Annotated in this window: 21 protein-coding genes; 9 read left to right on the forward strand and 12 right to left on the reverse strand. The window is 69.4% G+C overall.

Features of this window, described 5'->3' with window-relative positions:
* Nucleotides 1–55 precede the first annotated feature (55 nt).
* Nucleotides 56–1,087 (forward strand): ATP-dependent 6-phosphofructokinase, encoded by a 1,032-nt coding sequence (locus GLP40_RS09830; RefSeq protein WP_154787534.1) that lies wholly within the window; start codon nt 56–58, stop codon nt 1,085–1,087.
* A gap of 295 nt (nt 1,088–1,382) precedes the next feature.
* On the opposite strand, the gene GLP40_RS09835 is transcribed toward GLP40_RS09830, so the two are convergent.
* Nucleotides 1,383–1,961 carry a CGNR zinc finger domain-containing protein gene (locus GLP40_RS09835; protein ID WP_154787535.1) on the reverse strand — a complete coding sequence of 193 codons (579 nt, stop codon included), beginning with the start codon at nt 1,959–1,961 and terminating at the stop codon, nt 1,383–1,385.
* Between the two features lie 86 nt (nt 1,962–2,047).
* Here GLP40_RS09835 and GLP40_RS09840 point away from each other — a divergent pair, with 86 nt between their 5' ends.
* Entirely contained in the window at nt 2,048–2,542 is a 495-nt protein-coding gene (locus GLP40_RS09840) for a carboxymuconolactone decarboxylase family protein (RefSeq protein ID WP_154787536.1), read from the forward strand.
* Between the two features lie 66 nt (nt 2,543–2,608).
* Entirely contained in the window at nt 2,609–2,830 is a 222-nt protein-coding gene (locus GLP40_RS09845; RefSeq protein WP_154787537.1) for a hypothetical protein, read from the forward strand.
* A gap of 251 nt (nt 2,831–3,081) precedes the next feature.
* Here the strand turns inward: GLP40_RS09845 and GLP40_RS33210 are convergent, their stop codons facing one another.
* From GLP40_RS33210 to GLP40_RS09865, 3 genes are all read right to left on the reverse strand, one after another.
* Complete coding sequence (locus GLP40_RS33210) at nt 3,082–5,694, reverse strand: serine/threonine-protein kinase (protein ID WP_268867091.1); 2,613 nt, start codon at nt 5,692–5,694, stop codon at nt 3,082–3,084.
* A gap of 38 nt (nt 5,695–5,732) precedes the next feature.
* On the reverse strand, nt 5,733–6,392 hold the full coding sequence (locus GLP40_RS09860) for a response regulator transcription factor (RefSeq protein ID WP_328289939.1): 660 nt from the start codon (nt 6,390–6,392) through the stop codon (nt 5,733–5,735).
* A gap of 135 nt (nt 6,393–6,527) precedes the next feature.
* On the reverse strand, nt 6,528–7,751 hold the full coding sequence (locus GLP40_RS09865) for a sensor histidine kinase (protein ID WP_230329414.1): 1,224 nt from the start codon (nt 7,749–7,751) through the stop codon (nt 6,528–6,530).
* A 167-nt stretch (nt 7,752–7,918) separates the two neighbouring features.
* Between GLP40_RS09865 and GLP40_RS09870 the strand changes: the two genes are divergently transcribed.
* Entirely contained in the window at nt 7,919–8,704 is a 786-nt protein-coding gene (locus GLP40_RS09870; RefSeq protein ID WP_154787540.1) for a hypothetical protein, read from the forward strand.
* Nucleotides 8,701–10,419, forward strand: a complete 1,719-nt coding sequence (locus GLP40_RS09875; RefSeq protein ID WP_328289940.1) for an alpha/beta-hydrolase family protein — start codon at nt 8,701–8,703, stop codon at nt 10,417–10,419. Before GLP40_RS09870 ends, GLP40_RS09875 begins: the two co-directional genes overlap by 4 nt.
* Here GLP40_RS09875 and GLP40_RS09880 read toward each other — a convergent pair.
* The 3 genes from GLP40_RS09880 to gatC form a co-directional block, all read right to left on the reverse strand.
* A complete protein-coding gene (locus GLP40_RS09880; RefSeq protein ID WP_154787541.1) occupies nt 10,380–12,371 on the reverse strand; it encodes an ADP-ribosylglycohydrolase family protein in 1,992 nt (663 codons plus the stop codon). The genes GLP40_RS09875 and GLP40_RS09880 overlap by 40 nt on opposite strands.
* A 207-nt stretch (nt 12,372–12,578) precedes the next feature.
* Nucleotides 12,579–14,048, reverse strand: coding sequence for an Asp-tRNA(Asn)/Glu-tRNA(Gln) amidotransferase subunit GatA (gene gatA / locus GLP40_RS09885; RefSeq protein ID WP_154787542.1), 1,470 nt, complete (start codon nt 14,046–14,048; stop codon nt 12,579–12,581).
* Nucleotides 14,045–14,344, reverse strand: coding sequence for an Asp-tRNA(Asn)/Glu-tRNA(Gln) amidotransferase subunit GatC (gene gatC / locus GLP40_RS09890; RefSeq protein ID WP_033087118.1), 300 nt, complete (start codon nt 14,342–14,344; stop codon nt 14,045–14,047). The genes gatA and gatC overlap by 4 nt, the downstream gene beginning before the upstream one ends.
* A gap of 243 nt (nt 14,345–14,587) precedes the next feature.
* Between gatC and GLP40_RS09895 the strand changes: the two genes are divergently transcribed.
* A complete protein-coding gene (locus tag GLP40_RS09895; RefSeq protein WP_328289941.1) occupies nt 14,588–15,238 on the forward strand; it encodes an ACT domain-containing protein in 651 nt (216 codons plus the stop codon).
* Nucleotides 15,239–15,434: 196 nt separating this feature from the next.
* Here GLP40_RS09895 and GLP40_RS09900 read toward each other — a convergent pair whose 3' ends face one another.
* The 3 genes from GLP40_RS09900 to GLP40_RS35035 form a co-directional block, all read right to left on the reverse strand.
* The gene (locus GLP40_RS09900) at nt 15,435–15,956 is read right to left on the reverse strand and encodes a GNAT family N-acetyltransferase (protein WP_328289942.1); all 522 of its coding nucleotides are present in this window, start codon (nt 15,954–15,956) and stop codon (nt 15,435–15,437) included.
* A gap of 96 nt (nt 15,957–16,052) precedes the next feature.
* Nucleotides 16,053–18,116, reverse strand: a complete 2,064-nt coding sequence (ligA, locus tag GLP40_RS09905) for an NAD-dependent DNA ligase LigA (protein WP_154787777.1) — start codon at nt 18,114–18,116, stop codon at nt 16,053–16,055.
* Between the two features lie 111 nt (nt 18,117–18,227).
* Nucleotides 18,228–18,401 carry a type II toxin-antitoxin system YoeB family toxin gene (locus tag GLP40_RS35035; RefSeq protein WP_154787778.1) on the reverse strand — a complete coding sequence of 58 codons (174 nt, stop codon included), beginning with the start codon at nt 18,399–18,401 and terminating at the stop codon, nt 18,228–18,230.
* A gap of 1 nt (nt 18,402) precedes the next feature.
* Here GLP40_RS35035 and GLP40_RS09915 point away from each other — a divergent pair, with 1 nt between their 5' ends.
* Both GLP40_RS09915 and GLP40_RS09920 read left to right on the forward strand, forming a co-directional pair.
* On the forward strand, nt 18,403–19,644 hold the full coding sequence (locus GLP40_RS09915) for an AAA family ATPase (protein ID WP_407671561.1): 1,242 nt from the start codon (nt 18,403–18,405) through the stop codon (nt 19,642–19,644).
* Between the two features lie 76 nt (nt 19,645–19,720).
* Nucleotides 19,721–20,137 (forward strand): hypothetical protein, encoded by a 417-nt coding sequence (locus tag GLP40_RS09920; protein ID WP_154787546.1) that lies wholly within the window; start codon nt 19,721–19,723, stop codon nt 20,135–20,137.
* Between the two features lie 260 nt (nt 20,138–20,397).
* Here the strand turns inward: GLP40_RS09920 and GLP40_RS09925 are convergent, their stop codons facing one another.
* On the reverse strand, nt 20,398–21,246 hold the full coding sequence (locus GLP40_RS09925) for an SAM-dependent methyltransferase (RefSeq protein WP_154787547.1): 849 nt from the start codon (nt 21,244–21,246) through the stop codon (nt 20,398–20,400).
* A gap of 107 nt (nt 21,247–21,353) precedes the next feature.
* Between GLP40_RS09925 and GLP40_RS09930 the strand changes: the two genes are divergently transcribed.
* Entirely contained in the window at nt 21,354–21,908 is a 555-nt protein-coding gene (locus GLP40_RS09930) for a TetR/AcrR family transcriptional regulator (RefSeq protein ID WP_154787548.1), read from the forward strand.
* Nucleotides 21,909–21,941: 33 nt separating this feature from the next.
* Here the strand turns inward: GLP40_RS09930 and GLP40_RS09935 are convergent, their stop codons facing one another.
* Nucleotides 21,942–22,985 carry a methionine synthase gene (locus tag GLP40_RS09935; protein WP_230329415.1) on the reverse strand — a complete coding sequence of 348 codons (1,044 nt, stop codon included), beginning with the start codon at nt 22,983–22,985 and terminating at the stop codon, nt 21,942–21,944.
* Nucleotides 22,986–23,022: the final 37 nt, after the last annotated feature.

Here is a 23,022-nt window from a genome sequence, read left to right on the forward strand (position 1 = left end):
CGCAGTTCACGGGGGCGGGGACCACGGGCGGCCGATCTCAGGGCAAGATGGGGTCATGCGCATCGGAGTCTTGACCGGAGGCGGAGACTGCCCAGGCCTGAACGCCGTGATCCGTGCCGTCGTTCGTACCGCGAACGGACGCTGGGGGGATGCGATCGTGGGCTTCCAGGACGGCTGGCGCGGCCTACTCGAGGATCGCAAGATTCAGATCCTCAACGATGACCGCACCGATCGACTACTCACCAAGGGCGGCACCATTCTCGGCACCGCGCGCACCAATCCGGATGTGCTGCGCACGGGACTCGGCCGGATCAAGCAGACCCTCGACGACAACGGCATCGACGCGCTCATCCCGATCGGCGGCGAGGGCACTCTCACCGCCGCCTCCTGGCTGGCCGACGAGGGCGTGCCCGTGGTGGGCGTACCCAAGACCATCGACAATGACATCGACTGCACCGACACCACCTTCGGCCACGACACGGCCGTCTCCATTGCCACCGAGGCCATCGACCGGATCCACACCACCGCCGAATCCCACCAGCGCGTCATGCTGGTCGAGGTGATGGGACGGCACGCGGGCTGGATCGCCACCAACTCCGGCATGGCCTCCGGCGCGCATTTGACGCTGGTACCCGAGGTGCCGTTCGACGTGGACGAGGTCTGCGCCATGGTGAAACGCCGCTTCCAGCGCGGGGATTCGCACTTCATCTGCGTGGTGGCCGAGGGCGCGCACCCCGACCCCGAGTCCATGACCCTGCGCGACGGCGGCGTGGACGAATTCGGGCACGTGCGTTTCACCGGTGTGGCGCAGCAACTGGCGCCGGAGATCGAGCGGCGCATCGGCAAGGAGGTCCGAGTGACGGTGCTCGGGCACGTGCAGCGCGGCGGAACTCCGACCGCCTATGACCGCGTGCTCGCAACGCGTTTCGGCGTACACGCCGCGGAAGCCGTGCACGCCGGACAATTCGGGCAAATGGTGGCGCTGCGCGGGACCGAGGTGGAACTCGTGCCGCTGTCGGAGGCCACCAAGCAGCTCAAGCTGGTGCCGCAGGACCGGTACCGCGAGGCGGCCGCCTTCTTCGGCTGAGCCCGAACACCTCGCCGAACCGAATCACACAGCCGCGTACGGCCCTCACACCTGTCGGTGCGAGGGCCGTTCCATGTAGTGGGAACCCGGATCAACCGCACCGCCCGACCCCGTCGCGGATGCGCGGGATCGACCTCGATGCCGAACTCGATCGAGGTGCCGAGCTCACATCGCGGCACCGGTCTCAGCCGCGACGCTGAGCTCGGTCGCCGCACCGGCCTCGGCCACGGTTCTCGGGCTCAGCCGCGGCACTCGGCTCCGTCGCGGCGCTAGGGTTCGGTCGCGGCGCCAGAGCTCAGTCGCGGTGCTGCGCGTAGTGGCGCGCGGCGCGGGCGCGATTTCCGCACGCCACCGAGCACCATTCCTGCCGCGGATGGGATTTCAGGAAGTACCGCACGCAGCGCGGGGCCGGACAGACGCGAATCTGGGCGGCCTCCGGGCCCGAGAAGAACTCGATGGTGGCGTCGGCCAGCCCGGCCATGACGGTGCTCACATCGTCCGAGGTCAGCAGCCGGTGCTCGGCATGGGGACCGGCGTCGTCCCAATTCAGCAGTCGCAGTGTAGGGGCAGCCGCGCCATTGATGGCGGCCAGCGCCTGCGGGAACGCCGGCAGCACCGTGGCGTCGGCGGAGCTGGGCGGTTGGGGCGCAACGTATTCCGCGAACAGCGCGCGCACGTTCTGCCGCAGGTCCACCAGGGCCACGCGCTCGTCCTCGGTGGGCAGATATGCCTCGAGGTCCAGGTACATACCCACGTTCGTGGCATGGGCGACCAACCACTCCCGGGTGGATTCGCGCGTGCTGAAGGCGTCCGTCAGGCCACGGCTGGTGGCTCGGATGGTGTTCGCCAGTAGGAGTGCCAAAGGATCTGCCATGCCTCAATTCTAACGGGTATTGCACTTGGGATCCATGATGTTCTAACGTGTGAACACACGATCTTCCGTTAGAAAATGAGGACACCATGATCACTCCGATCGACAACGCTCCCCTGCTGGACGAGGTCCGCAAGCGGATGGGCCGGGTGCCGAACATGACCAAGGTGATGGCCAACGCGCCCGTCGTATTGGAGGGTTACCTCGGGCTGTCCGGCGCGCTGAAGAAGGGCACGCTGCCCGTCCCGACCTCCGAGCGCATCGCGCTCACCGTCGGCGCGGCCAATGACTGCGGATATTGCGTCGCGGCACACACCTTCACCGGCAAGCGGGTGGCCAAGCTGAGCGACGCCGAGGTCGAGGCCGCCCAGCAGGGCACATCCGCGGATCCGAAAGAGGCCGCGGCCGTTGCCTTCGCGCGTGAATTGACCGAGAGCCGAGGCAAGGCCGATCCGGCCGCCGCGCTGGCCGCCGGGTGGACGCAGGAGCAGGTGCTCGAAATCGTCGCACTGGTCGCGCTACAGACCCTGACCAACTACGTCAACAAGGTCGGCGAGACCGAAAACGATTGGCCCGCCGCGTAATCTGTCCCATTCCTGGCGCGCTCGGCCCCTTCGGGGCCACCGCGCGGATCCCTAAGGTCGGAAATCATGAACGCCGTCAAGATCACCAGCCTCGCCGACGCGCAGGTGCTGCGCAGCCTGCTCCACAACGGCATCGTCATCCGCGCGGTAGCGCTGGCCCTGGCCACCATCGTGCTGCTCGCCATCCACCACCCGACCTGGGTGCCCTACTCGGTCAGCGTCTACGCCATCTGGAACGCCGCCGCGGTCACGCTCAACTCCGCCCGCGCCGCCGCCCGCGCGGCCTGAACCCCTGCCGCCGGACTCCGCCGGGCCGAGGTTCAGTAGTCGAACGCCCCGGCGGCCGGCGCGGCGGTGAAAGGACCCCGGTCCACCGGCGGGAAGATCAACGCCGGTCGGCCGGAGTTCTTACTGTCCCGGACTCGGACACCGGCGGAAAGGCGACTTCCACGCGCTCCTTCGCACCGGTGCCGCGGGCGCTCTTGAACCACCGGACGCCGGATGGTCCCGGGCCGCCGCGCCACCGCTCGACCCCGCACCTAGCCCGACACCACCACTACCGCGATCACCACGACCAATACCAGCGCCACCACCGCCAGCCCCAGCACCACCATTGCGGTGAGCTGCGACGCCTCCGCCCGCTGCGACGTCGGAATCAACCCGGGCCGCACCGGATTCCCCCCGAACGGCGGCCCGCCATACCCCGGAGCACCCGGCACCTCGCCCCCGTAACCGGCATACCCCGGCATCCCACGCGCCGGGCCGGAACCCGGCACGTCGACACTGAGGCCCGAAACCGGCTCGGACACAACGGGCTGCGACGCCTCTGTCACGGCCGCCGACTCCGGACTCGCCTCGACAGCACACTCAGGGACGAATGCACCCGAATCCGGATGCCTCGCCACCATGTCCGATTCCCCCTCGGCTCCTTCGGAATCCGCCGCGACAGCGGCAACACCGGACTCCGGGTCCACGGACGCGGCAGCGTCACGAGCGCTGACCGGCCCCCTCGCCCACATCTCCGCAGCGCAGCCCGACTCTTCTTCCGCCGCAACCGCTGTCGACTCAGCGGATGAGTCCGGCGCCGTGCTCGACACCGAGAGCGCCGCAACCGGTTGCGCCGGCACCGCCTCCGGCTCGGCAATGATCTCCCCGAAACCGGGCGGCCCCGCCACCCTGCCGAGAACGGGCTCCGACAGGTCGGTTTCACCCGTTCCGCCGGGAACCGGCGGTTGCGGGGATTCACCGACCGCCTGGCTCGACGAGTCCTCTTCCGCCGCTATTGATCTCGTCACTTCCTGTCGACCGGCGCCCGACCCGCTGTGCCAGGATCGCACCTCCGCGGGACCGGCAGACGAGGATCCTTCCGCCAGCCCCGCCGAGACCACCGGCTGCGGCACGACATCGGTCGGCCGGCGGGACGCATCCTCGGCAGCACCGTGCGAAACCACGTCCCGCGAGCGATGCGTCGCGCCCGACCCCATCTCGTCGGCGGCCTGGCCGGACGGATCCGCCGACTGGACAGGCGTTGCCGGAGGCAAGGGCGGCCGCGCCGTGGCCGCGGGCGCCCGCACCGCCGTGTCCGGCGGCATCGACGATGGCTGTGGCACAGGATAGTTGGGCGTGCCCGTGCACGGCTCCGGCCGGATGGTCGGTCCGGAGCCGATATCGCCCGAATCCTGCGCCGGCTGCTGAGACGGCTGTGGCACCGCCGCGGCCGATTGCGGCACAGGATAGCCCGACGCATCCGCGGGTTGAGGTTGGAGCGGCGGGGAATACGCGACGGGTGCGACGTCCTGACTCGGGGGGTACGGACGGACGGTCGGTCCCGAGCCGACCTGGTCCGGGTTCGGTATCGACTGCTGGGCCGGGTAACCGGACGCACCGGCAGGCGGGGGCTGCGATGACGCGGAATAGACGGCGGATGTGCCGTCCTGGCCCGGGGGGTACGGACGGGCGGTAGGGCCGGAGCCTGGACCGTCGGCATCGTGGCGGGGTGCGGGGTATCCGAACGGTGCGGCGGGCTGCTGCGGGGGCGGGTAGCCCGGTGCGACGGGTTGCGACTGCGGCGCAGGGTAATTGGGGCCGGCGGCGAGGGGCTGGCCGACGGGCTGCGGAGGAACCGGATAGGCGGGCTGGTTCGGGGGCGCCGCGGAGGCCGGGTAGCCCGGCGGCACCGCCGGATAGCCCGGTGGGGGCGCGGGGTAGGGCTGGTAGTTCGGTTGCGCTGCAGGAGGATTGGGATAAGCCGGGCGGATCGCCTGCTGATGGACCGGATGCTGGGCCGGGGGGCCGGACAGGGCTCGGCGGGCGGACTTGGCGAATTCGGTGCAGGTGGGAAAGCGGTCGGCGGGGCGCTTGGCCATGGCCTTGGTGAGGACGGCGTCCATGGCCGGCGACAGGCCGGGGCGACGGAGGGAGACGGGGGGCGGGAGGAGTTGGAGGTGGCCGCGGATGAGTTCGGCGGGGTGGGGCGAGTCGTAGGGGCCCGCGCCGATAAGGAGCCAGTAGAGGGCGCAGGCCAGGGAGTACTGGTCGGTCGTGGGGTCGAGGTGGGCGCCCGTCATCTGTTCGGGGGACGCGTACGCGAGAGTGGCGGTGAACATGCCGGCCTGGGTGAGGTGGGTGGAGTCCTCGCGGAGGCGGGCTATGCCGAAGTCGGTGAGGAAGACGCGCTCACCGTGGCCGCCGACGGCGCGGGCCAGAATGATGTTGGCGGGCTTCACATCCCGGTGCAGAACCCCCATGCCGTGCGCGTAATCGAGTGCGCTGGCGACCCCTTCGATCACCTGCACGGCCCGCTCCGGCGGCAGCGTGGCGACATTGACGCTGGCGGCGTCCACCCCGTCCACGTACTGCATGGAGATCCAGAGCATCTCGTCCTCGGTGCCGCGGTCGTACACCTCGACGATATTCGGGTGGTCCAGTCGCGCGACCAGATCCGCCTCGCGCTCGAACCGGGCGCGGATCTCCCTGTCCGCGTACAGTTCCCGGTTCAGCAGTTTCAGTGCCGTCAACTTGCCCAGGCGGGGATGCCGGGCGAGATAGACCGAGCCCATCCCGCCCTGTCCGAGCAGTCGTTCGACGGTGAACCCGGCGAACACGTCACCGCTGTTGAGCACTGTCCACGACCCCCTTCCGGTGACGTACAAGTCCGTGAGCCTACCCGTCGAAACGCTGTCGGGGCAGGTCAGCCCGGGGTTACCAGTCCGGATTCGTAGGCCAGCACCACCGCCTGCGCGCGATCGCGCAGGTTCAGTTTGGTGAAGACCTTCGACACATGCGTCTTCACGGTTTGTTCCGCGACGAAGAGGCTTTCGGCGATCTCGGCATTGGACATGCCGCGCGCCACCAGCTCCAGCACCTCACGCTCGCGCGGGGTGAGCACGGCCAGCTGCGGCGCGGGCGCGCGCCGCGCCCGGCGGCGGGTGACATCGGCGATGAGCCGGCGCGTCACGGTCGGTGCGAGCAGGGCGTCACCGGCGGCCACCACCCGCACCGCGCGCACCAGCTCCTCGGCGGGCGCGTCCTTGAGCAGGAACCCGCTGGCCCCGATGCCCAGGGCCTCGTAGACGTAGTCGTCGATATCGAAGGTGGTGAGCATGAGCACCCGGACCGGCGGCTCGAGGCCGGCGGAGAGAATGGCCCGGGCGGCGTCGAGCCCGTTCATCTCCGGCATGCGCACATCCATCAGCACCACGTCGGGGCGCAGCCGTTTCGCCTCGGCCACAGCGACTTTCCCGTCCGGCGCGTCCCCGATCACGCTGATGTCGGGCTGCGCCGCCAGCAGCGCCCCGAACCCCTGCCGCACCATCGCCTGATCGTCGGCGATCAACACGGTTATCGCCACAGTCCCACCTCACGCACGCCACCGAGTTTGCCATGCCCGGGGAGGGACGGTCCGCGCCACGACCACTTCGCACCCCCACCGCCGCAGGCGCGCTGTGACCGTTCACGCCGCACGCACCCGGCGGCGGCGCGACCGTCAGCTGCCGGATCCGAGCCCGCCCGCCCGGCCCGCGGCGGTCAGCGCGGCAGTCAGCGGCAACCTGGCCTGCACCTCGAAACCGCCGTCCGGCCGAGGACCGGCGGTGAGTACGCCTCCGACCGCTGCCGCGCGTGTCTGCATGCCCGCGATGCCGCTCCCGGACGTCCCGGAATGGTCGCCCGGGCGCACCGCGATCGGCCGATCATTGCCGATGTTCAGGGTGAGATCGCCCCCGCAGGCGAGGTGCACCCGCACTGCCGCCCCGGGCGCGTGCCGCGAGGCATTGGCCAGTGACTCCTGCACGATGCGGTAGAGCGCCAACCCCGTCGTCTCGGGCACGATGTCGAGGCTGCCGTCGACGGTCCAGGTGAGCGGCACCCCGGCGCGCTGCGCCCCCTCGAGCAGCGCCGGCACATCGGCGGCGCCGGGCTGCGGCGCATGCTCGGGCAGCTGCCCGTCACTGCGCAGGACGCCCAGCATGCCGCGGATCTCATTGAGCGCCGCCCGGGCACCGGTGCCGATGGACTCGAATTCGGCTCGGGCGTCGGCGGACAACCCGCTGATCCGGTACGGCGCGGTCTGCGCCTGCACCACCACCATGGACATGTGGTGCGCCACGACGTCGTGCAGGTCGCGGGCGATGCGCGCCTTCTCCTCCAGGATCGCGCGCCGGGCCCGCTCCAGCTCGGTCTCCTCCTCCGACTTGAGCAGCGCCTGCCGCGACACCACCACCCACCGGATGAGCAGGCCGAACACCACCAGTCCGGTGATCGCCAGCGGCCAACCGAACCCGGATTCGGCGAAGCTGTCCCCGGTCTGGGCCATGGTGGTGGCGAACAGCAGCGAGGTGGCCACCCAGACCACCGCCACGATCCGGATCGGCGCGCGCACCGCCACCGCGAACACCATGGCGAACAGCACCAGAATGTGCACCACCTGGAACGGGATGGCATTGCCTGGCTGATGCGGCACCGCCATGGCGATCAGCAACGCCGACCCGGCCGAAACCGCCCAGCCCAGTGGCGGATTCACCCGCGCCAGCAGGATCGGGAAGGCCGCGAACCCGGCGATGAACGGCGCGGCCGCCGCCGGCACCTTGTGTGTCAGGTGCAACGTCGGCCACGCCACCGCGATGAAGATGATCGCGAGCAACACCGTGAACCCGTCGAACACCTGCCGTGCCCGCGCCGCGCGGGCCTGCCCAGACATCTTTCCGACCATGCCCTCGACGGTAGAGACACCGCGTCCACCGCACGTCATACCCCTGAGTGATCTCCCACCCCCTACCCGGGTACGACACCGGGACCGCCCTCACCCACCTCGTCCACCCCGGAACCGCTCCGCAGGCTGAGGCCCCGGTCGGAGCCCGATTCCTAGCGTCGAGACCCATGAGAGCGTTCCCGATCTCCCGCAGGATTTCGCCCCGTTCCACCCACTCTCCGACTCGCGCCGACCGAGCCCGGGCCCGGCTGCACCGATACGGCGGCCTGGTGGCCGCGGCGACAGTGATCTGCTCGGTCGGCGTGGCCTCGGCCCCGGCCGCGGGCGCCGCGCTCAGCGTTGCGGGCACACCGGAGAACCTCGCCGCCCGCACCGGAATCCTGGAATCGGTTGCCGCCCACCCGGACCCCGCCGCCATCCCCGCGGACTTCGTCAGCATCTCCGGGTATCGCCCGGTAGTCGAGGCGGGCTTGCTCATCAACCCGAACGGTGACTGCTCCTCCCCCGTCCCCCTGCCCACCGAGTTCGACCTGGCCTGCAAATCCCACGATCTCGGCTACGACCTGCTGCGCTACGCGGCCGCCCACGGCCGGCCGCTCGGCCCCTGGGCCCGCCAGACCGTCGACGCCGCCCTGGAGCGGCGCATGCACGCGGCCTGCGACGCCCGCGTGAATCCCGTCTCCCGAGCCCAGTGCCAAGTCATGGCCAGCGTCGCCACCACCGCCGTGGACTTGAACTCCCTCCGCCAGGACTACGGCAACCCCATCTACGAGCCGTTCTTCGAGCACGCCGGCGACAGCCCCTCGCCCATCGCCCTCGCACTCTCCGGCATCGGCTTGGCGGTCGGATCGGCCTGCGTGTCAACCGTTCTCGTACGCCGCAACCGTGCTCGCCGAATCACTTCGGCCCTCGCCGGCAAGTCCTTCGACGACGGGTCGGCGGTAGCGCTGTGACCCCGCCGGAGAACGCCGTCCGCACCCGAGCCGATCGCCCTGTTCGTCCCATCGACGAAACCACGCCTCACCAGACCGACGAACAACCCTTCGATCATCCCGGCGCGTTTCCGGCGGAAGTTCCGCCCGTTGCGGTCGATTTCGGCCAGGCCGCCGAGGTGACGGCGAAGACGGTCTCCAGCCCGACGGGGAAGATCCCGACCACGTTCGCGGGGGACGCGCTTGCCGGTACCGCGGATACCTCACTTGGCGATACGCCGACCTCAACCGGAATCGGCACGCGGGGAGCTGGAGCCGTCACCGCGGCAGGCGATTCGGCCGCACCGCGCGCTACGGTCGCGACCGCATCCGGCCGGGCCGTGCCACGAATGTCCGCCGGATGGGCGGTGTTCCACGTGCCCCGGGTGGGGACCAGCGCGGCGGTGGCCGGCGGGACTGTGGTGTCACTGGCGCCGGGGTTGTTGCCGCGCACGCCGTCTGCGCAGGCGATCCTGACCGCGCTCATGGTGCTGATCGGGTTGGGGCTGGCGGCGATCCTCCGAATGGCGCTGCGGTGGACTCGATTCGGGATCGAGCAGCTGCCGCGCGGGCGGGTTCCGGCCTTGGTCGTGGGAATGACGCTGGTGGGGGCCGCGATGAGCTATGCCGAGCATTGGCAGAACACGTTGCGCGCGACCATGGGGGTAGAGGGTATCGGGGCCGGGTACTGGGTGCGGTGGCTGGCCTGGACCGTGCCGCTCGTGGCCGCCGTGGTCGCTCTCGCGCGCGGAGTGCGCTGGGTGGTGCGGCGATCGGGCCCGGTGCGGAGTATCGCGGCGGGCGTGGCGCTGGTGCTGGCCGGGCAGCTGGTGATCGTGCCGACGGTGGTCCAGTGGCGGCGGGCGGCGTACGCGGCGGCGAATTCTTCTGTGGACCCCGAACTGCCGCAACCGGATTCGCCGGCTCGCTCGGGCAGTCCGGCGTCGATGGCGAGCTGGCCGTCGCTGGGCGCGGAGGGGCGCAAGTTCGTGGCGGGAACGCCGGCGCGCACGGTCCGGGTGTATGTCGGCGTGAACTCCGCGCCCGATCTGGATTCCCGGGTGGCGCTGGCAATTCGGGAACTGGAGCGCACCGGCGGATTGCAGCGCCGCAATCTGGTGGTGACCGTGCCGACCGGGTCGGGCTGGATCGACAGCGACGCCGCCAAGGGGCTCGACGCCCGGTTCGGCGGTGACGTGGCGCTGGTCGGCCTCCAATACTCGGACGCCCCGAGCTGGGTCACCTTCGTCTTCGGCCGCGGCGCCGCCGAGGAATCCGCCCGCGCGCTGTTCCGGGCCGTGGAGCAACGGATCTCGGCGCTGCCCGATCCGCCGAAGCTCTACATCTACGGCCAGAGCCTGGGCGCGCTGGGCGGCAGCGCCGTCTTCACCGATGACGCCGACCAGGACCGGCGCACCTGCGGCGCGCTGTGGGCGGGCCCGCCCGCCGGGCAGGTGCATCACGGCCGGGCGACGGTGCTGGCCAACGCCTCCGACCCGGTGGTGCACTGGTCACCGGCATTGCTTTGGCGCGCACCGGATCTCACCGGTACCCGTCCGGACGCGCCGGTCCCGCACTGGCTTCCGGTCATCAGCTTCCTGCAAACGACCGCCGATCTACTCGGCGCGCTGAACGCCCCGCCCGGTCACGGTCACCGCTACGGCGCCGACCAGGGCACGGTGCTGCCCGGCTGCTGAGCGGCGCCGCGGAATTCGCGGGTGAAGTCGGCGGCCAGCCGTTCGATGGCGGCCGCCGCGTCGAGGCGGGCTCGCCAGGATTGCGGAATCGCGTGCACCCCGAGCCGGGTCCCCAGCAGCGCTCCGCAGATGGCGCCGGTCGAGTCGCTGTCTCCGGAATGATTCACCGACAGCAGCACCCCGTTGCGGAAGATCTGTTCCGATGTGCCGCCCGCGTTTTCGGCGCAGATCGCCGCGCACACCCCCAGCGCCAACGCCTCGGAGCCGATGACGCCGGTGCCCAGGGGGTCCAACACCCCGGGCAACGGCATGGGCCGTCCCCGGAAAGCCACGGTGTCGGCCAGCCGCACGGCCGCGTCGAGTGCCTGGGTGGTCTCCTCGTGATCCCGGTTCCGGATCAGTTGCGCCCGCGCCTGTTCCACCGCCGCCCGCACATCCAGCCCCCGGCACAGCCCGAACACCGTTGCCGCGAACGTACCGGCGGGCAGCCACCCACTCGGGTTCCCGTGCGTGAGCGCCGCCGCGTCACAGGCCAGTTCGAAGGCGTACTCCAGCATGGGCGTGAAGCCGCACGGCGCCGACCGCACCGTGGCCGCGCACCCTTTGGAGTCATTGATCGGATGATCGCGGGTGCCCAGCGGAACCCCCGGCCGCTGCCGCGCCGCCACCCGCAGCATGGCCGAGATGGTCGTCTGCGTCGGACCCCGGTAGGTCATCAGCTCGGGGTACCCCGTCAGCCCACTCTGCAGGGGCACCGGCTGCACCGGCACCGTCGCCTGTCCTTGCCCGCGCAGCCACACCAGCAGGTTCTCCTGGATCATGCCCACGACGGCCGCGGTCCCGCGCTCGCGCACGCGCGCACTGCGGATGAGCGCCTCCATGGTGAACAGCGCCAGCTGCGTCTCGTCGGAGATGCGCCCCTTGTAGCCGCTGCCCTCGCCGGTGATGCCCTGAATCCCGTAGCGCTGCTGGATGTTCGGCAGCAGCATGGTCTCGATCGGTGCGCCCAGCGCATCCCCGACCGCACCGCCGAACAGGCAGCCGAGCACGGTCTCCTCGCGCGGCAACCGGTCCACGACCTGCCCGCGCGGCCGCCGCACCAGCGAGACCGGTTCGGCCACGGTCTCCCAGGCGGTCTGGGCGAATTCGAAGCAGGTCTCGTAGCGGTCGCGCGGATCCTTGGACAGCGCCCGACGCAGCACCGCGTCCAGTTCCGCGGGCAGTTCGGACCGCAGGTAGCTCACGTCCGGCGGCGGCGACTGGAGATGCCCCAGCATGACGGTCGCGATATTCGGCGCGTCGAACGGCCCGCGCCCGGTGAGCAGCCGAAACAGCGTGCAGGCCAGCGAATACTGATCCGAGCGCGGCCCCATGGGCGCGGAGGTGAGCTGTTCCGGCGAGGCGTAGGCCAGCGTGGCGTTGAGCATGCCGGTGCGGGTGAGGTGCGCGGTGTCGTCGAGCACCCGCGCGATGCCGAAGTCGCTGAGCAGCGCCCGCTCGGTGAAGCCGGTGCCGATGCCGCCGGTGCGGGACAGCAGGATATTGGCCGGCTTCACATCCCGGTGCAGAACGCCGCGCCCGTGCGCGTAATCCAGTGCGGCCGCGGTCTGCACGATGATCTCGACCGCCCGGTCCGGGGTGAGGTCGTAGGGATCGATGGAGGCACAGTCGACCCCGTCCACGTATTGCATGGCGATCCACAGCTGCTCGTCCTCGTCGCCGCGGTCGTAGACGGTGATGATGTTCGGATGGTCGAGCTGAGCGATGACATCGGCCTCGCGTTCGAAGCGCATCCGGGTCTCGTTCTCGCCGAACATCTCCCGGTGCAGCAGTTTGAGCGCGATGAGCCGCGGGAGCCGAGGGTGGCGGGCAGCGTAGACCGAACCCATTCCGCCACGGCCCACTTCGCGCTCGATCACGTAGCCCGCGAAGACCTCGCCGCGTCGCAACATCCCCAAGAAAACCCTTCACACACGCCGAACCGCTGCAAGCCTACCGGTCTGGACCGATGCGCCGCAGGCATTGACCGATCAGCCGGACGCCGACCGACCGGATCGGGCAGGCCGGGCGGAAGGCGAACGGCCCCCGCCGGGAGAGTACCGGCGAGGGCCGAATTCGTTTGCGGGACGGCCACGATCGGGCCGTCCGCCCGACCCGGATCAGGCGATGGGTCCGCGGGCGGCCTCGAAGGCCGCGCCGACCCGGTAGAGCCGGTCGTCGGCGAGCGCCGGGGCCATGATCTGCAGACCGACCGGCATGCCATCGTCCGAGCTCAGCCCGGACGGCACCGACATGGCGCAGTGCCCGGCCAGATTGGTGGGCAGCGTGCACAGGTCCGAGAGGTACATGGCCAGCGGGTCGTTGACCTTCTCACCCAGCTTCCACGGGGTGAACGGGCTGGTCGGCGAGACCAGCACGTCGACGGTCTCGTAGGCCTTGTCGAAGTCCCGCGCGATCAGGTTGCGGACCTTGTTGGCCTGGCCGTAGTAGGCGTCGTAGTAACCGGCCGACAGCGCGTAGGTGCCGATCATGATGCGGCGCTTGACCTCCGGGCCCAGCCCCGCCTCACGGGTCATGGACATGACCTGCTCGGCCGAGCGCGAGCCGTCGTCGCCGACGCGCAGGCCGTACCGCATGGCATCGAAGCGCGCCAGGTTCGACGACACCTCCGACGGCAGGATCAGGTAGTAGGCGGGCAGCGCGTATTCGAAGTGCGGGCAGGACACCTCGATCACCTCGGCACCCAGCTCCTTCAGCTGCGCGACCGCGGCATCGAAGGAGGCGATGACGCCCGGCTGGTAACTGTCGGAGTGAAGTTCCTTCACCACACCGACTTTCACGCCCTTCAGGTCGCCCTTCGCGCCCTCCCGGGCGGCGGCGACCACCGGCGGCACCGGCACATTGCGGGAGGTGGAGTCCTTCGGGTCGTAGCCCGCGATGACCTCGTGCAGCAGCGCGGTGTCCAGCACGGTGCGGCCACACGGACCACCCTGGTCCAGCGAGGACGCGCAGGCGACCAGGCCGAAGCGGGACACGGTGCCGTAGGTCGGCTTGGTGCCGACGGTCGCGGTGACCGCGGCGGGCTGGCGAATGGAACCGCCGGTGTCGGTACCGATGGCCAGCGGCGCCTGGTACGAGGCCAGCGCCGCGGCCGAGCCGCCACCCGAACCGCCCGGAATCCGGTCGGTATCCCAGGGATTGCGGGTCGGCCCGTACGCCGAGTTCTCGGTGGAGGAGCCCATGGCGAACTCGTCCATATTGGTCTTGCCGAGGATCGGGATGCCCGCCTCGCGCAGCTTGGTGGTGAGGGTCGCGTCGTACGGCGACACCCAGCCCTCGAGGATCTTCGACCCGCAGGTGGTCGGCATGTCCGTGGTGGTGAAAACGTCCTTGAGCGCCAAGGGAACACCGGCCAGCGCGGAGACCACCGTGCCGCCGGCGACCTGGCGGTCCACCTCGGCGGCGGTCAGCAGCGCCTGCTCGCCGGCCACGTGCAGGAAGGCGTTGATCTCCCCGTCGACCTCGGCGATGCGTTGGATGTGGGCCTCGGTGACCTCGACCGAGGAGACCTCGCGCGCATGGATCTTGTCCGCGAGCTCTGCCGCGGACAGCTTGGTCAGATCCGTCATTCGCCCTCTCCCAGAATCTGCGGAACCATGAACCGCTGTTCCTCGACGGCCGGAGCCATGGCCAGCGCCTGCTCCGGAGTCAGGCAGGGCTGCTCCACATCCGGGCGCGTCACATTCGTCTCCGGGTTCGGGGATGCGGTGGCGGGCACGTCCGCGGCGGCGACCTGCGAGATCTGTGCGACGTGGGTCAGGATGGAATCCAGCTGACCGGCGTACAGATCGAGTTCGTCGTCCGTCAAAGCGAGCCGGGACAGCCGGGCGAGGTGAGCGACCTCGTCCCTGGAGATGGCGGGCACCGCGGGACCCCTTTCGGCATGGTTCGAGCTTGGTGATTGGCCATTCGACAGCCTAGTGGGTCGCCTCGAGCTACCGGTCGCAGGTGTGCGCGAGACCTGGCACCATCAATGTGTAACCGATGGGTAGGTGGCCCGCGTCACAGAGATGGTTCGATTCGATAACCAGCTCTCGAGAGTGTAAGTATTGCGGGACTCGGGTACCCGTCCGAAAGTTTCGGTCGCACAGTAAAGAAAGGAAGGCACGTGTCTTACCTGCTTCGCGTGCAACTTCCGGATCGCCCAGGGAGTCTCGGATCGCTGGCCTTGGCGCTGGGATCCGTCGGCGCGGACATTCTCTCGCTGGATGTCGTCGAACGCGGCGACGGCTTCGCGATCGACGACCTCGTGGTGGAGGTGCCACCGGGCGCGCTGCCCGACACTCTCATCACCGCGGCCGAGTCGCTGCATGATGTGCAGGTCGATTCCCTGCGCCCGTACTCCGGGATGCTGGACACCCACCGCGAACTCGAGCTCATCGATCAGGTCGCCAATGCACGCGACGATCGCCTGCAAGTCTTGGTCGACGGCGTGCCGCGAGTGCTGCGGGTGGGCTGGTCGACCGTCATCGACATGGGACCGCAGGGCGCCTACCGCGTGGTGGGATCACAGAGCGCGCCCTCGACCCAGGCGGGTTCGGCGCCGTGGATGCCGCTGGAGAAGCCGGCGGTCCTCGATGGCGAAGCCGACTGGGTCCCGCAGCTGTGGAAGGACATGGACACCAAGCTGGCCGCCGCGCCGCTCGGCAATACCGGCAAGGCGCTGCTGCTCGGCCGTCCCGGCGGGCCGGACTTCCGGCCGTCGGAGATCGCGCGGCTCGGCTATCTCGCCGGGATAATCGCGACCGTGCTGGGCTGAGGCGCAAGCTTTCTCGCGCGGCCGTCCGGCGCCCCGGCCGAAATCGCGCGGGGGGCGTTCTCGTCGGCAAGTCCCCTGGCCGGCCTCTGCTGACCGCATCGAGCCGCCATGTCCACCATCGCGAACAAGACCTCCGCCCCGCGGTTGCCTCGGCGCGCGGTCGCGGCAACCTCTGGCCTCCTCGGCCTGATCGACATCATTCGCCCGCCGCGATCTCCAGCCGCATGACGGTCAGCGGCAGCCCCGCGTCGGTGCGCCAATCGCGTTCCGGCACATGCGCGAAACCGAGCCGGTCGTACATCCGCCGGGCATCCTGCATGGTCGGCATGGTGGTGAGCACCACGGCATCGAACCCTTCGGCGCGGGCGGTATCGATCACCCGATCCATCAGGGCGGTGCCGACCCCCAGCCCCCGCGCCCGCTTGGATACCGCGAGCATCCGGAATTCCAACTCCCCCGGCCGCGCGATATCCGCGAACGGCGTTCCCGGCCTCGCCATGGTCAGCGAGCCGAGCAGCTCATCACCGCGTACGGCAACGAGAATCTCGGCCGACGCGGCCCGGGTGGCGGTGTCGGCCAGCTGCGCGATATAGGGGCTTCGGGGATTCACATGCCCCTCGCCCACATACACCTCGACGGTCAGCTCACCGATGGCCGCGAAATCCCCGGCACGGGCATCCCGAATCTCCACAGCGTCGCCCTCGCGCACACCCGTCACCACCTCTGCCTCCTCACCCCCGCAATCCGTCACCGGCGACAATACGATGGTGCGGGCCCGCGCCGAGAAGGCGCCCGCACCACCGCATCCCGATCCTTACGAGACGGCCTCGGGGCCGTCCTCGAGGAGTTTGACGAAGCCCGCCTCGTCGAGGATGGGGACGCCCAGTTCCTCGGCCTTGGCGGCCTTGGAGCCCGGGGAATCGCCGACCACCACGAAAGCCGTCTTCTTGGAGACGGATCCGGCGGCCTTCCCGCCACGGACGAGGATGGCCTCTTTCGCGCCGTCTCGGGTGAAGCCCTCCAGCGAGCCGGTCACCACGATGGACAGGCCCTCGAGATTGCGCTCGATGGACTCGTCGCGCTTGTCCGCCATGCGGACGCCGGCGGCACTCCACTTGTCGACGATAGCGAGATGCCAGGGAACGGTGAACCATTCGGTGACCGCGGCGGCAATGGTCGGGCCGACGCCGTCGATGGCGGCCAGTTCCTCGGCCGAGGCTTGCCGGATGCGGTTCATGCTGCCGAAGGCGGTGGCCAGGGCGCGGGCCGCGGTGGGCCCGACATGGCGGATGGAGAGGCCGACCAGCACGCGCCACAGCGGACGATCCTTCGCGGCCTCCAGGTTCTCCAGCAGCCGTTTGCCGTTGGCGGACAGGGTGCCGTTCTTGTTCGTGAACAAGGTAGTGGTGAGCAGCTTGTCCTCGTCAAGGGAGAACAGGTCGCCCTCGTCGGCGATGGCGCCCGACTTCAGCAGATCGATGGCGGCCTCGTATCCCAGCGCCTCGATATCGAACGCGCCGCGCCCGGCCATATGGAATACCCGCTCCCGCAACTGGGCCGGACAGTGCCGCTGGTTCGGGCAGCGGATGTCGGCATCGCCCTCCTTGGCGGGAGCCAGTTCGGTTCCGCATTCGGGGCAATGCGTGGGCATGACGAATTGACGCTCGGAGCCGTCACGGGCGTCCACCACCGGGCCCAGCACCTCGGGGATCACGTCGCCGGCCTTGCGGATGGTGACGGTGTCGCCGATGAGCACGCCCTTGCGCTGCACCTCGGAGGCATTGTGCAGGGTGGCCATGGCGACGGTGGAGCCCGCCACGGTGACCGGCCGCATGACCGCGAAAGGCGTAACCCGGCCCGTGCGACCGACATTCACCTGAACATCGAGCAGCTCGGTGGTGGCCTCCTCGGGCGGATACTTGTAGGCGATGGCCCAGCGCGGCGCGCGCGAGGTCGCTCCCAGGCGGCGCTGCAGGCTGAACTCGTCGACCTTGATGACCTGACCGTCGATCTCGTGCTCGAGATCATGACGGTGCTCGCCCCAGTAGTTGATGCGGTCGATCACCGCGGCCGCGCCCCGCACCAGCACCGTGTGCGCCGACACCGGCAGCCCCCACGCCGCCAGCGCCCGGTACGCCTCATGCTGTGATTCCGGCGCGAAGCCCTCCAGCCGGCCGAAGCCGTGGCAGATCATCCGCAGCCGCCGTTTGGCGGTCACCGCGGGGTCCTTCTGCCGCAGTGATCCCGCCGCGGTATTGCGCGGATTCGCGTACGGCGCTTTACCTTCCGCCACGATGGAGGCATTGAGGGCGGCGAAGTCGGCCAGCGTCATGTACGCCTCGCCGCGCACCTCGAGCAGCTGCGGTACCGGGAACTCGTCGCTGTGGATCAGCTCGTGCGGAATGTCCTCGATGGTGCGGGCATTGAGGGTGACGTCCTCACCGGTGCGGCCGTCACCACGAGTCGCGCCGCGCATCAGCCTGCCGTCCTCATAGACGAGATTGAGGGCGACACCGTCGATCTTCACCTCGCACACATAGTGCAGGTCGGCGCCGGCGTCGGCCTCCACGCGGGCGATCCACTGCCGCATCTCGTCCTCGTTGAACACATTGTCGAGCGAGTACATCCGCTCCAGGTGATCCACGGGCTGGAAATCGGTGGTGAAGCCACCCCCGACCATCTGGGTCGGCGAATCCGGGGTGCGCAGATCCGGATGCGCCTCCTCGAGCGCGACCAGCCGATTGAAGAGCGCGTCGAATTCGCCATCGGAAATGATCGGCGCGTCCCGCACGTAGTAGCGGAACTGATGATCGCGGACCTCCTCCGCCAGCCGCTGCCACTCGACGCGCTCGTCCCCGCTCGCCGCGGTGATCTCCATGCCCGATTCACTCACACCAGGCACTCTATCCCGCCCCGCCGACAGCTTTGATCACCATTCCCGCACGTCGCGCCGCTATACGCAGCGTCGCAGCACCCGTCGGCCGTGGCCCTACCGAGCCTCGACGACGGTGATCACTTCACCTGATACCGAGTGGACGAGGCGGTGTTCGTCATCGATCCGACGCGACCGGTAACCGGACCTGCCACCATCCCAATGTCGCTCAATCGATTTGCCCGAATAAGGTGAGTCGCATTTCCCAACCGCGACCGGCAGGATGTCCAGGGTGTTGCGTAGTTTTCAGGTGTCGAATCATCGGTCGCTCGCCGAACCGCAGGAACTGCGGCTGACCCGGGGTAGCGGGCCGGTCGCCACACCGGTCACCGCCGTCTACGGCGCAGCCGCCACCGGCAAGACCGGCCTCATCGACGCGCTCGATCGCATGCGCGACGCCGTGCTGAACTCGGTCACCGGATGGGATCCCTACTCCGGCCCGGTCCGCACACCGCATCTCGGATTCTCCGATCGCCCTTCGGAATTCGTCGCGAACTTCGTCGCCGAGGGCTGCCCCTACACCTATGGGTTCCGGCTCGACAATGCCGATGTGGCCGCAGAGTGGCTGCACTCGCATCCACACAATCGAAAGCGTGTGGTGTTCGAGCGCGCGGGCGACGACATCCGTATCGGGCCGATGTTCGAAGCCACCCGATACGGACTCGGCGCAGTGGTGCCGCTGGTGCGCCCGAATGCCCTGCTGCTCAGCCTGTCCGGGCAGTTGTACGCCGAGCCGCTGGTCCCGGCCTACCGCTGGTTCCAGTCGCTGCTGGAAGTGCAGTGCGGACAGCCGGATCCGCAGGAGGTCGCCCACCGCGTCGGCTCGCACATCTCCCGCTCCACCGATCACGCCGTGCGGCTGCTGACCCTGCTGCGCGCCGCCGACCTCGGCATCACCGATCTGCTGCTGCCCTCCGACGACCCCATGTACGCCGACTACCTGCGCGACGTGGACACCGATATCGCCTCCACCACAAAGGAAATCGAGTCCTGCACGATCTCGGCGAACTACGCCGAGGAGATGTTCCTCGAGCACGGCATCACCGTCACCCTGCTGCAGCGCGAACTGGCCAACCTCTACGCCGCTCGTGACGCGCTCTACTCCCGCATGGTGGCCCGCCGCGGCGTCGGACTGGGCCTGACCCACGAGGGCATCGAGACCGCCTTCGACATCACCGACGAGTCCAGCGCCACGCTGGCCATGCTGCGCCTGCTGCCGCCCATGCTCGACGCCCTCGACACCGGCGGCGTGCTGGCCGTGGACGATATCGACGCCGCTCTCACCCCGGAGACCGCCGACAGCCTGATCCAGCTGTTCCAGAACCCCGAAACCAATACCCAGGGCGCGCAATTGGTCTTCACCACCGCCAACCGCACCCTCATCGACCGCGGCAACGGCCGCTCCCAGTCCAAGCGCACCACGGTCTGGCAGCTGCGCCGCCATGAGGGGGTCTCGGAGCTCACCGCGCACTGACCACCCCGGACCCACCGGGCACCGGTCGAATGCGCGATGAGCGAGCCCGAACCGCACTCCGCCTAGCATGGAGCTCATGCTCATGCAGCTCATGTTCGTCCTGCTGATCGGCGGCGCCCTGGCCGCGGCGCTGGTCTACTACCGCCGCCGCGGCCAGGGCGGGGGCGCACGGGCCCTCCCGGGCGATCCGCTCGCGGCCTCCTGGAATGCCCGACCGGCCGGTCTGGAGTCGGGCACGCTGCATGTGACCGGGGTGAGCCCGCGCCCCGACGAGCCCGGCGAACAGTACGTCACCATCAGCGGCAGCATCTCCGGGCCTTCGGTGGTGGCGCATGAGGTGTACGGGCGGTTCGCGTGGGACGTGAACCAGTGGCCGTCCATCGGCGACCAGATCCCCGTCGCCTACCCGTCGGGCAAACCGGACAGGTGGCAACTCGATCATCCCGGCGTACGGCCGTACTTCGGCTCCAAGCGGCGGAAGGATCAGGGCTGAGCGAACCTCACTGTCGGTTCCATGCCTCGCCGAGGGTAGGCCGGATTACTACCGCGCTTCTCGAATGAAATCCGCAATCGCGATCAATTCCGCGACCGCGGACTCCAGCTCCCGGCGAGTCCGTGCAGTCACCCTGCCCGAATCTCGTCGGTGTCAGCCGGCTCGGCCCCGCACAGCCACCGCCTGGCAGCCGAATCGCTCCGCCTGCCCGTCATGCGTTCCGAGCGACACGGACATAACCACGATCGAGCGCGGCCCGGTCAGCGGCGGAACGCTGCGATATTGCCTATGCGGGAATCAAGGCGGCCGGCGGGGCGGTCGAGATGGGCGGTCATGTCGTTCCAGCTGCGGAATTCGGTGTTCCAGCCGATGTCGTTCAGCCACTGCTCGACATCGAAATCCGCCAGCGGCGGGTTCGGGGCCGGTTCGGGCGCGTCGTCACCGGCGACCAGGCGGCGCAGGTCGCGGTATCGGGGAGCGTCGGGGTCGATGACCATGCGGCCGGCGCCGAAACGGCTTCCGGGGGCGGACAATTCGGTGAGGGTCGCGACCACCTGCCGGTTCCAGTCCTGATTCAGGTAGCCGAGGCAGCCCTCGTCCACCCAGTAGGTTGGGACAGCCGGGTCGAAACCGCTCTCCAGCAGGGGTTTTCGCCAGTCGCCGCGCAGGTCGGCGGTGACGACGTGCCGGTGACAGGTCGAGGTGGCGGCGGTGGCCGCCAGAACGGGTTCCTTGAAGGCGAACAGTTCCGGTAGGTCGATCTCATAGACGTGGAGGTCGGCGGGGAGGCCCATCCGGTAGGCGCGGGTGTCCAAACCCGCGCCGAGCAGCACGATCTGGCGGCAGCCGGCCGCGACCGCCTCCTGGAATCGCTCGTCGACCAGGCGCACGCCGATGGTGCGGCCGTCATAGAACTGATCCGCCAACGCTTCGACGCGCGCCCAGCGTTCCGGTTCGAACCCCGCCCGAGCCGCGGCCACGAAATCCTTCGCCTGCGGGTCGTCATAGAGACGATCCTCGCGCTCCGACTCCCGCGCCCTGATGATGGCGACCCCGATCGCTGTCATAGCCACGCCGTTGACCGGCACTTTTGCCGCCGCTTCGGTCATGTCTTGCTCCCCACTGCGCATTTAACTTGCCGACCGGCTAGGTATCTGCCGGTGAGGGAGACGCTAGGCTCTTACTTGCCGGGCGTCAAGCAAAATGGAAGGACCCGATGGACGGGCGTCGCAGTGATACGCGGGAGCGGATTCGGTCCGTCGCCATGGAACTCTTCTCCGAACGCGGCTACGAGAAGACCTCGCTGCGCGAGATCGCCGAACGCCTGGGCGTGACGAAAGCGGCGCTGTACTACCACTTCCGGACCAAGGAAGACATTGTCGCCAGCCTGTCGGAGGATCTGCGCGGAGGCATCGACGAGATCGTGCGGTGGGCCGAGGCCACGCCGGCGGGGCCCGATCGGGCGCGGGAGATCGTGATTCGCTACGGCGCGCTGCTGCACAGCCTCGGCAAGGACATGATCCGGTTCTGGCACGAGAACCAGCCCGCCTTCCGGGATCTCGGCTTCGGGACCAGCCTGCGCTACCAGTTCCGGGTGCTGGCCGATCTGATGGCAGCGCCCAGCCAGGACCCGATGGCCATCTTCTACGCCCGGCAGGCACTGCTGGCCATCAGCTGGAGCCTGTCCATGATGGGCGATCTGGAGCTCCCCGACGAGGAGAGCAACGCCGCCTCGGTCGCCATCGCGCTCGACATCCTCGCCCGGATGTGAGCCGCCCACACCGGAACCGGTCGCGGTCGAAGGTCACTCGAAGCTGAGCGACTCCGGCTCCTCGGCATAGGCGCGCGCGGTCTCGGCGGCCAGGCTCAGGGCGCGGCGCGCCCAGGACAGCGGGGCCCCGGCAAGACCGCAGGCCGGGGCCACAACAATCTGTTCGGAGAGCAAGCGGCGCGGGAAACCGAGCCGATCCATCAGACGCACACCGGGTTCCGCGATATCGCGCCAGGTCAGGGGCGCGGCGGGCGCGGTGGTCGGTACCAGGCCGAGTACCAGATGCTTTCCGCCGTCGAGCAATTCACCGATGTGGTCGAGATCGGAGGTGTCGATGGCGGCCAGGTCGAAACCGACCCCGGCCGCCGCGCTCTTGCGCAGCAAGCCCAGCGCGGGCTTGTCGGCGCAGGTGTGCACCAGCACCGGCACCGACTGGCTTCCGGTCACCGTGTCCAGCACGTGCAGCGCCTCGGGTTCGGGCATGGCGCGCACGGTATTCAGCACGCTCACCCCCTTCAGCGTTCCGTTCAACACGGCCATCAGGTGCGGCTCGTCGATCTGGAGCACGACCTCGGTGCCCAACCGCTTGCCCACCTCTGCCACATGATTCGCGATGCCCTCGGCGAGCGACTCCGAAAGATCCCGCAGCGCACCGGAATCGGTCAGGATGCGATGCCCGCCCGGCAGCTCCACCTCGGCCGCCACCGACAGCGGCCCGGCCACCTGCACCTTCACCGGATGCCCGGCTCCGGCCAAACCGCCCGTCTCCCAAGCCTCTTCGAGCGCGTCCAGATCGGTGCGCAGCAGGTCGTGCGCCCGCCGCGCGACCGCTCCCGGCCGCGCCGCCAGCCGATACCCGCGCGTGGTGCTGTCGAACCGCATGTCCACCAGCAACCCCGACACGCGTCCGATCATGTCCGCACCGATGCCCCGGGCGGGCAGTTCCACCAGATGCGACAGCTGCCCCAGCTCCCCCACCACGGTCGAAGCGGCTTCCCGCGCATCGGTTCCCGGCCACGACCCGACCCCGGTCGCGATGCCGCCGCGCAGCACCGGCATCGTCGTATCGTCACTCATTCCAGCCACCCCGAATCACTCGGCCACACGATTCCGA

It is taken from the genome of Nocardia aurantiaca (assembly GCF_009708175.1).
Classification (GTDB): domain Bacteria; phylum Actinomycetota; class Actinomycetes; order Mycobacteriales; family Mycobacteriaceae; genus Nocardia; species Nocardia aurantiaca.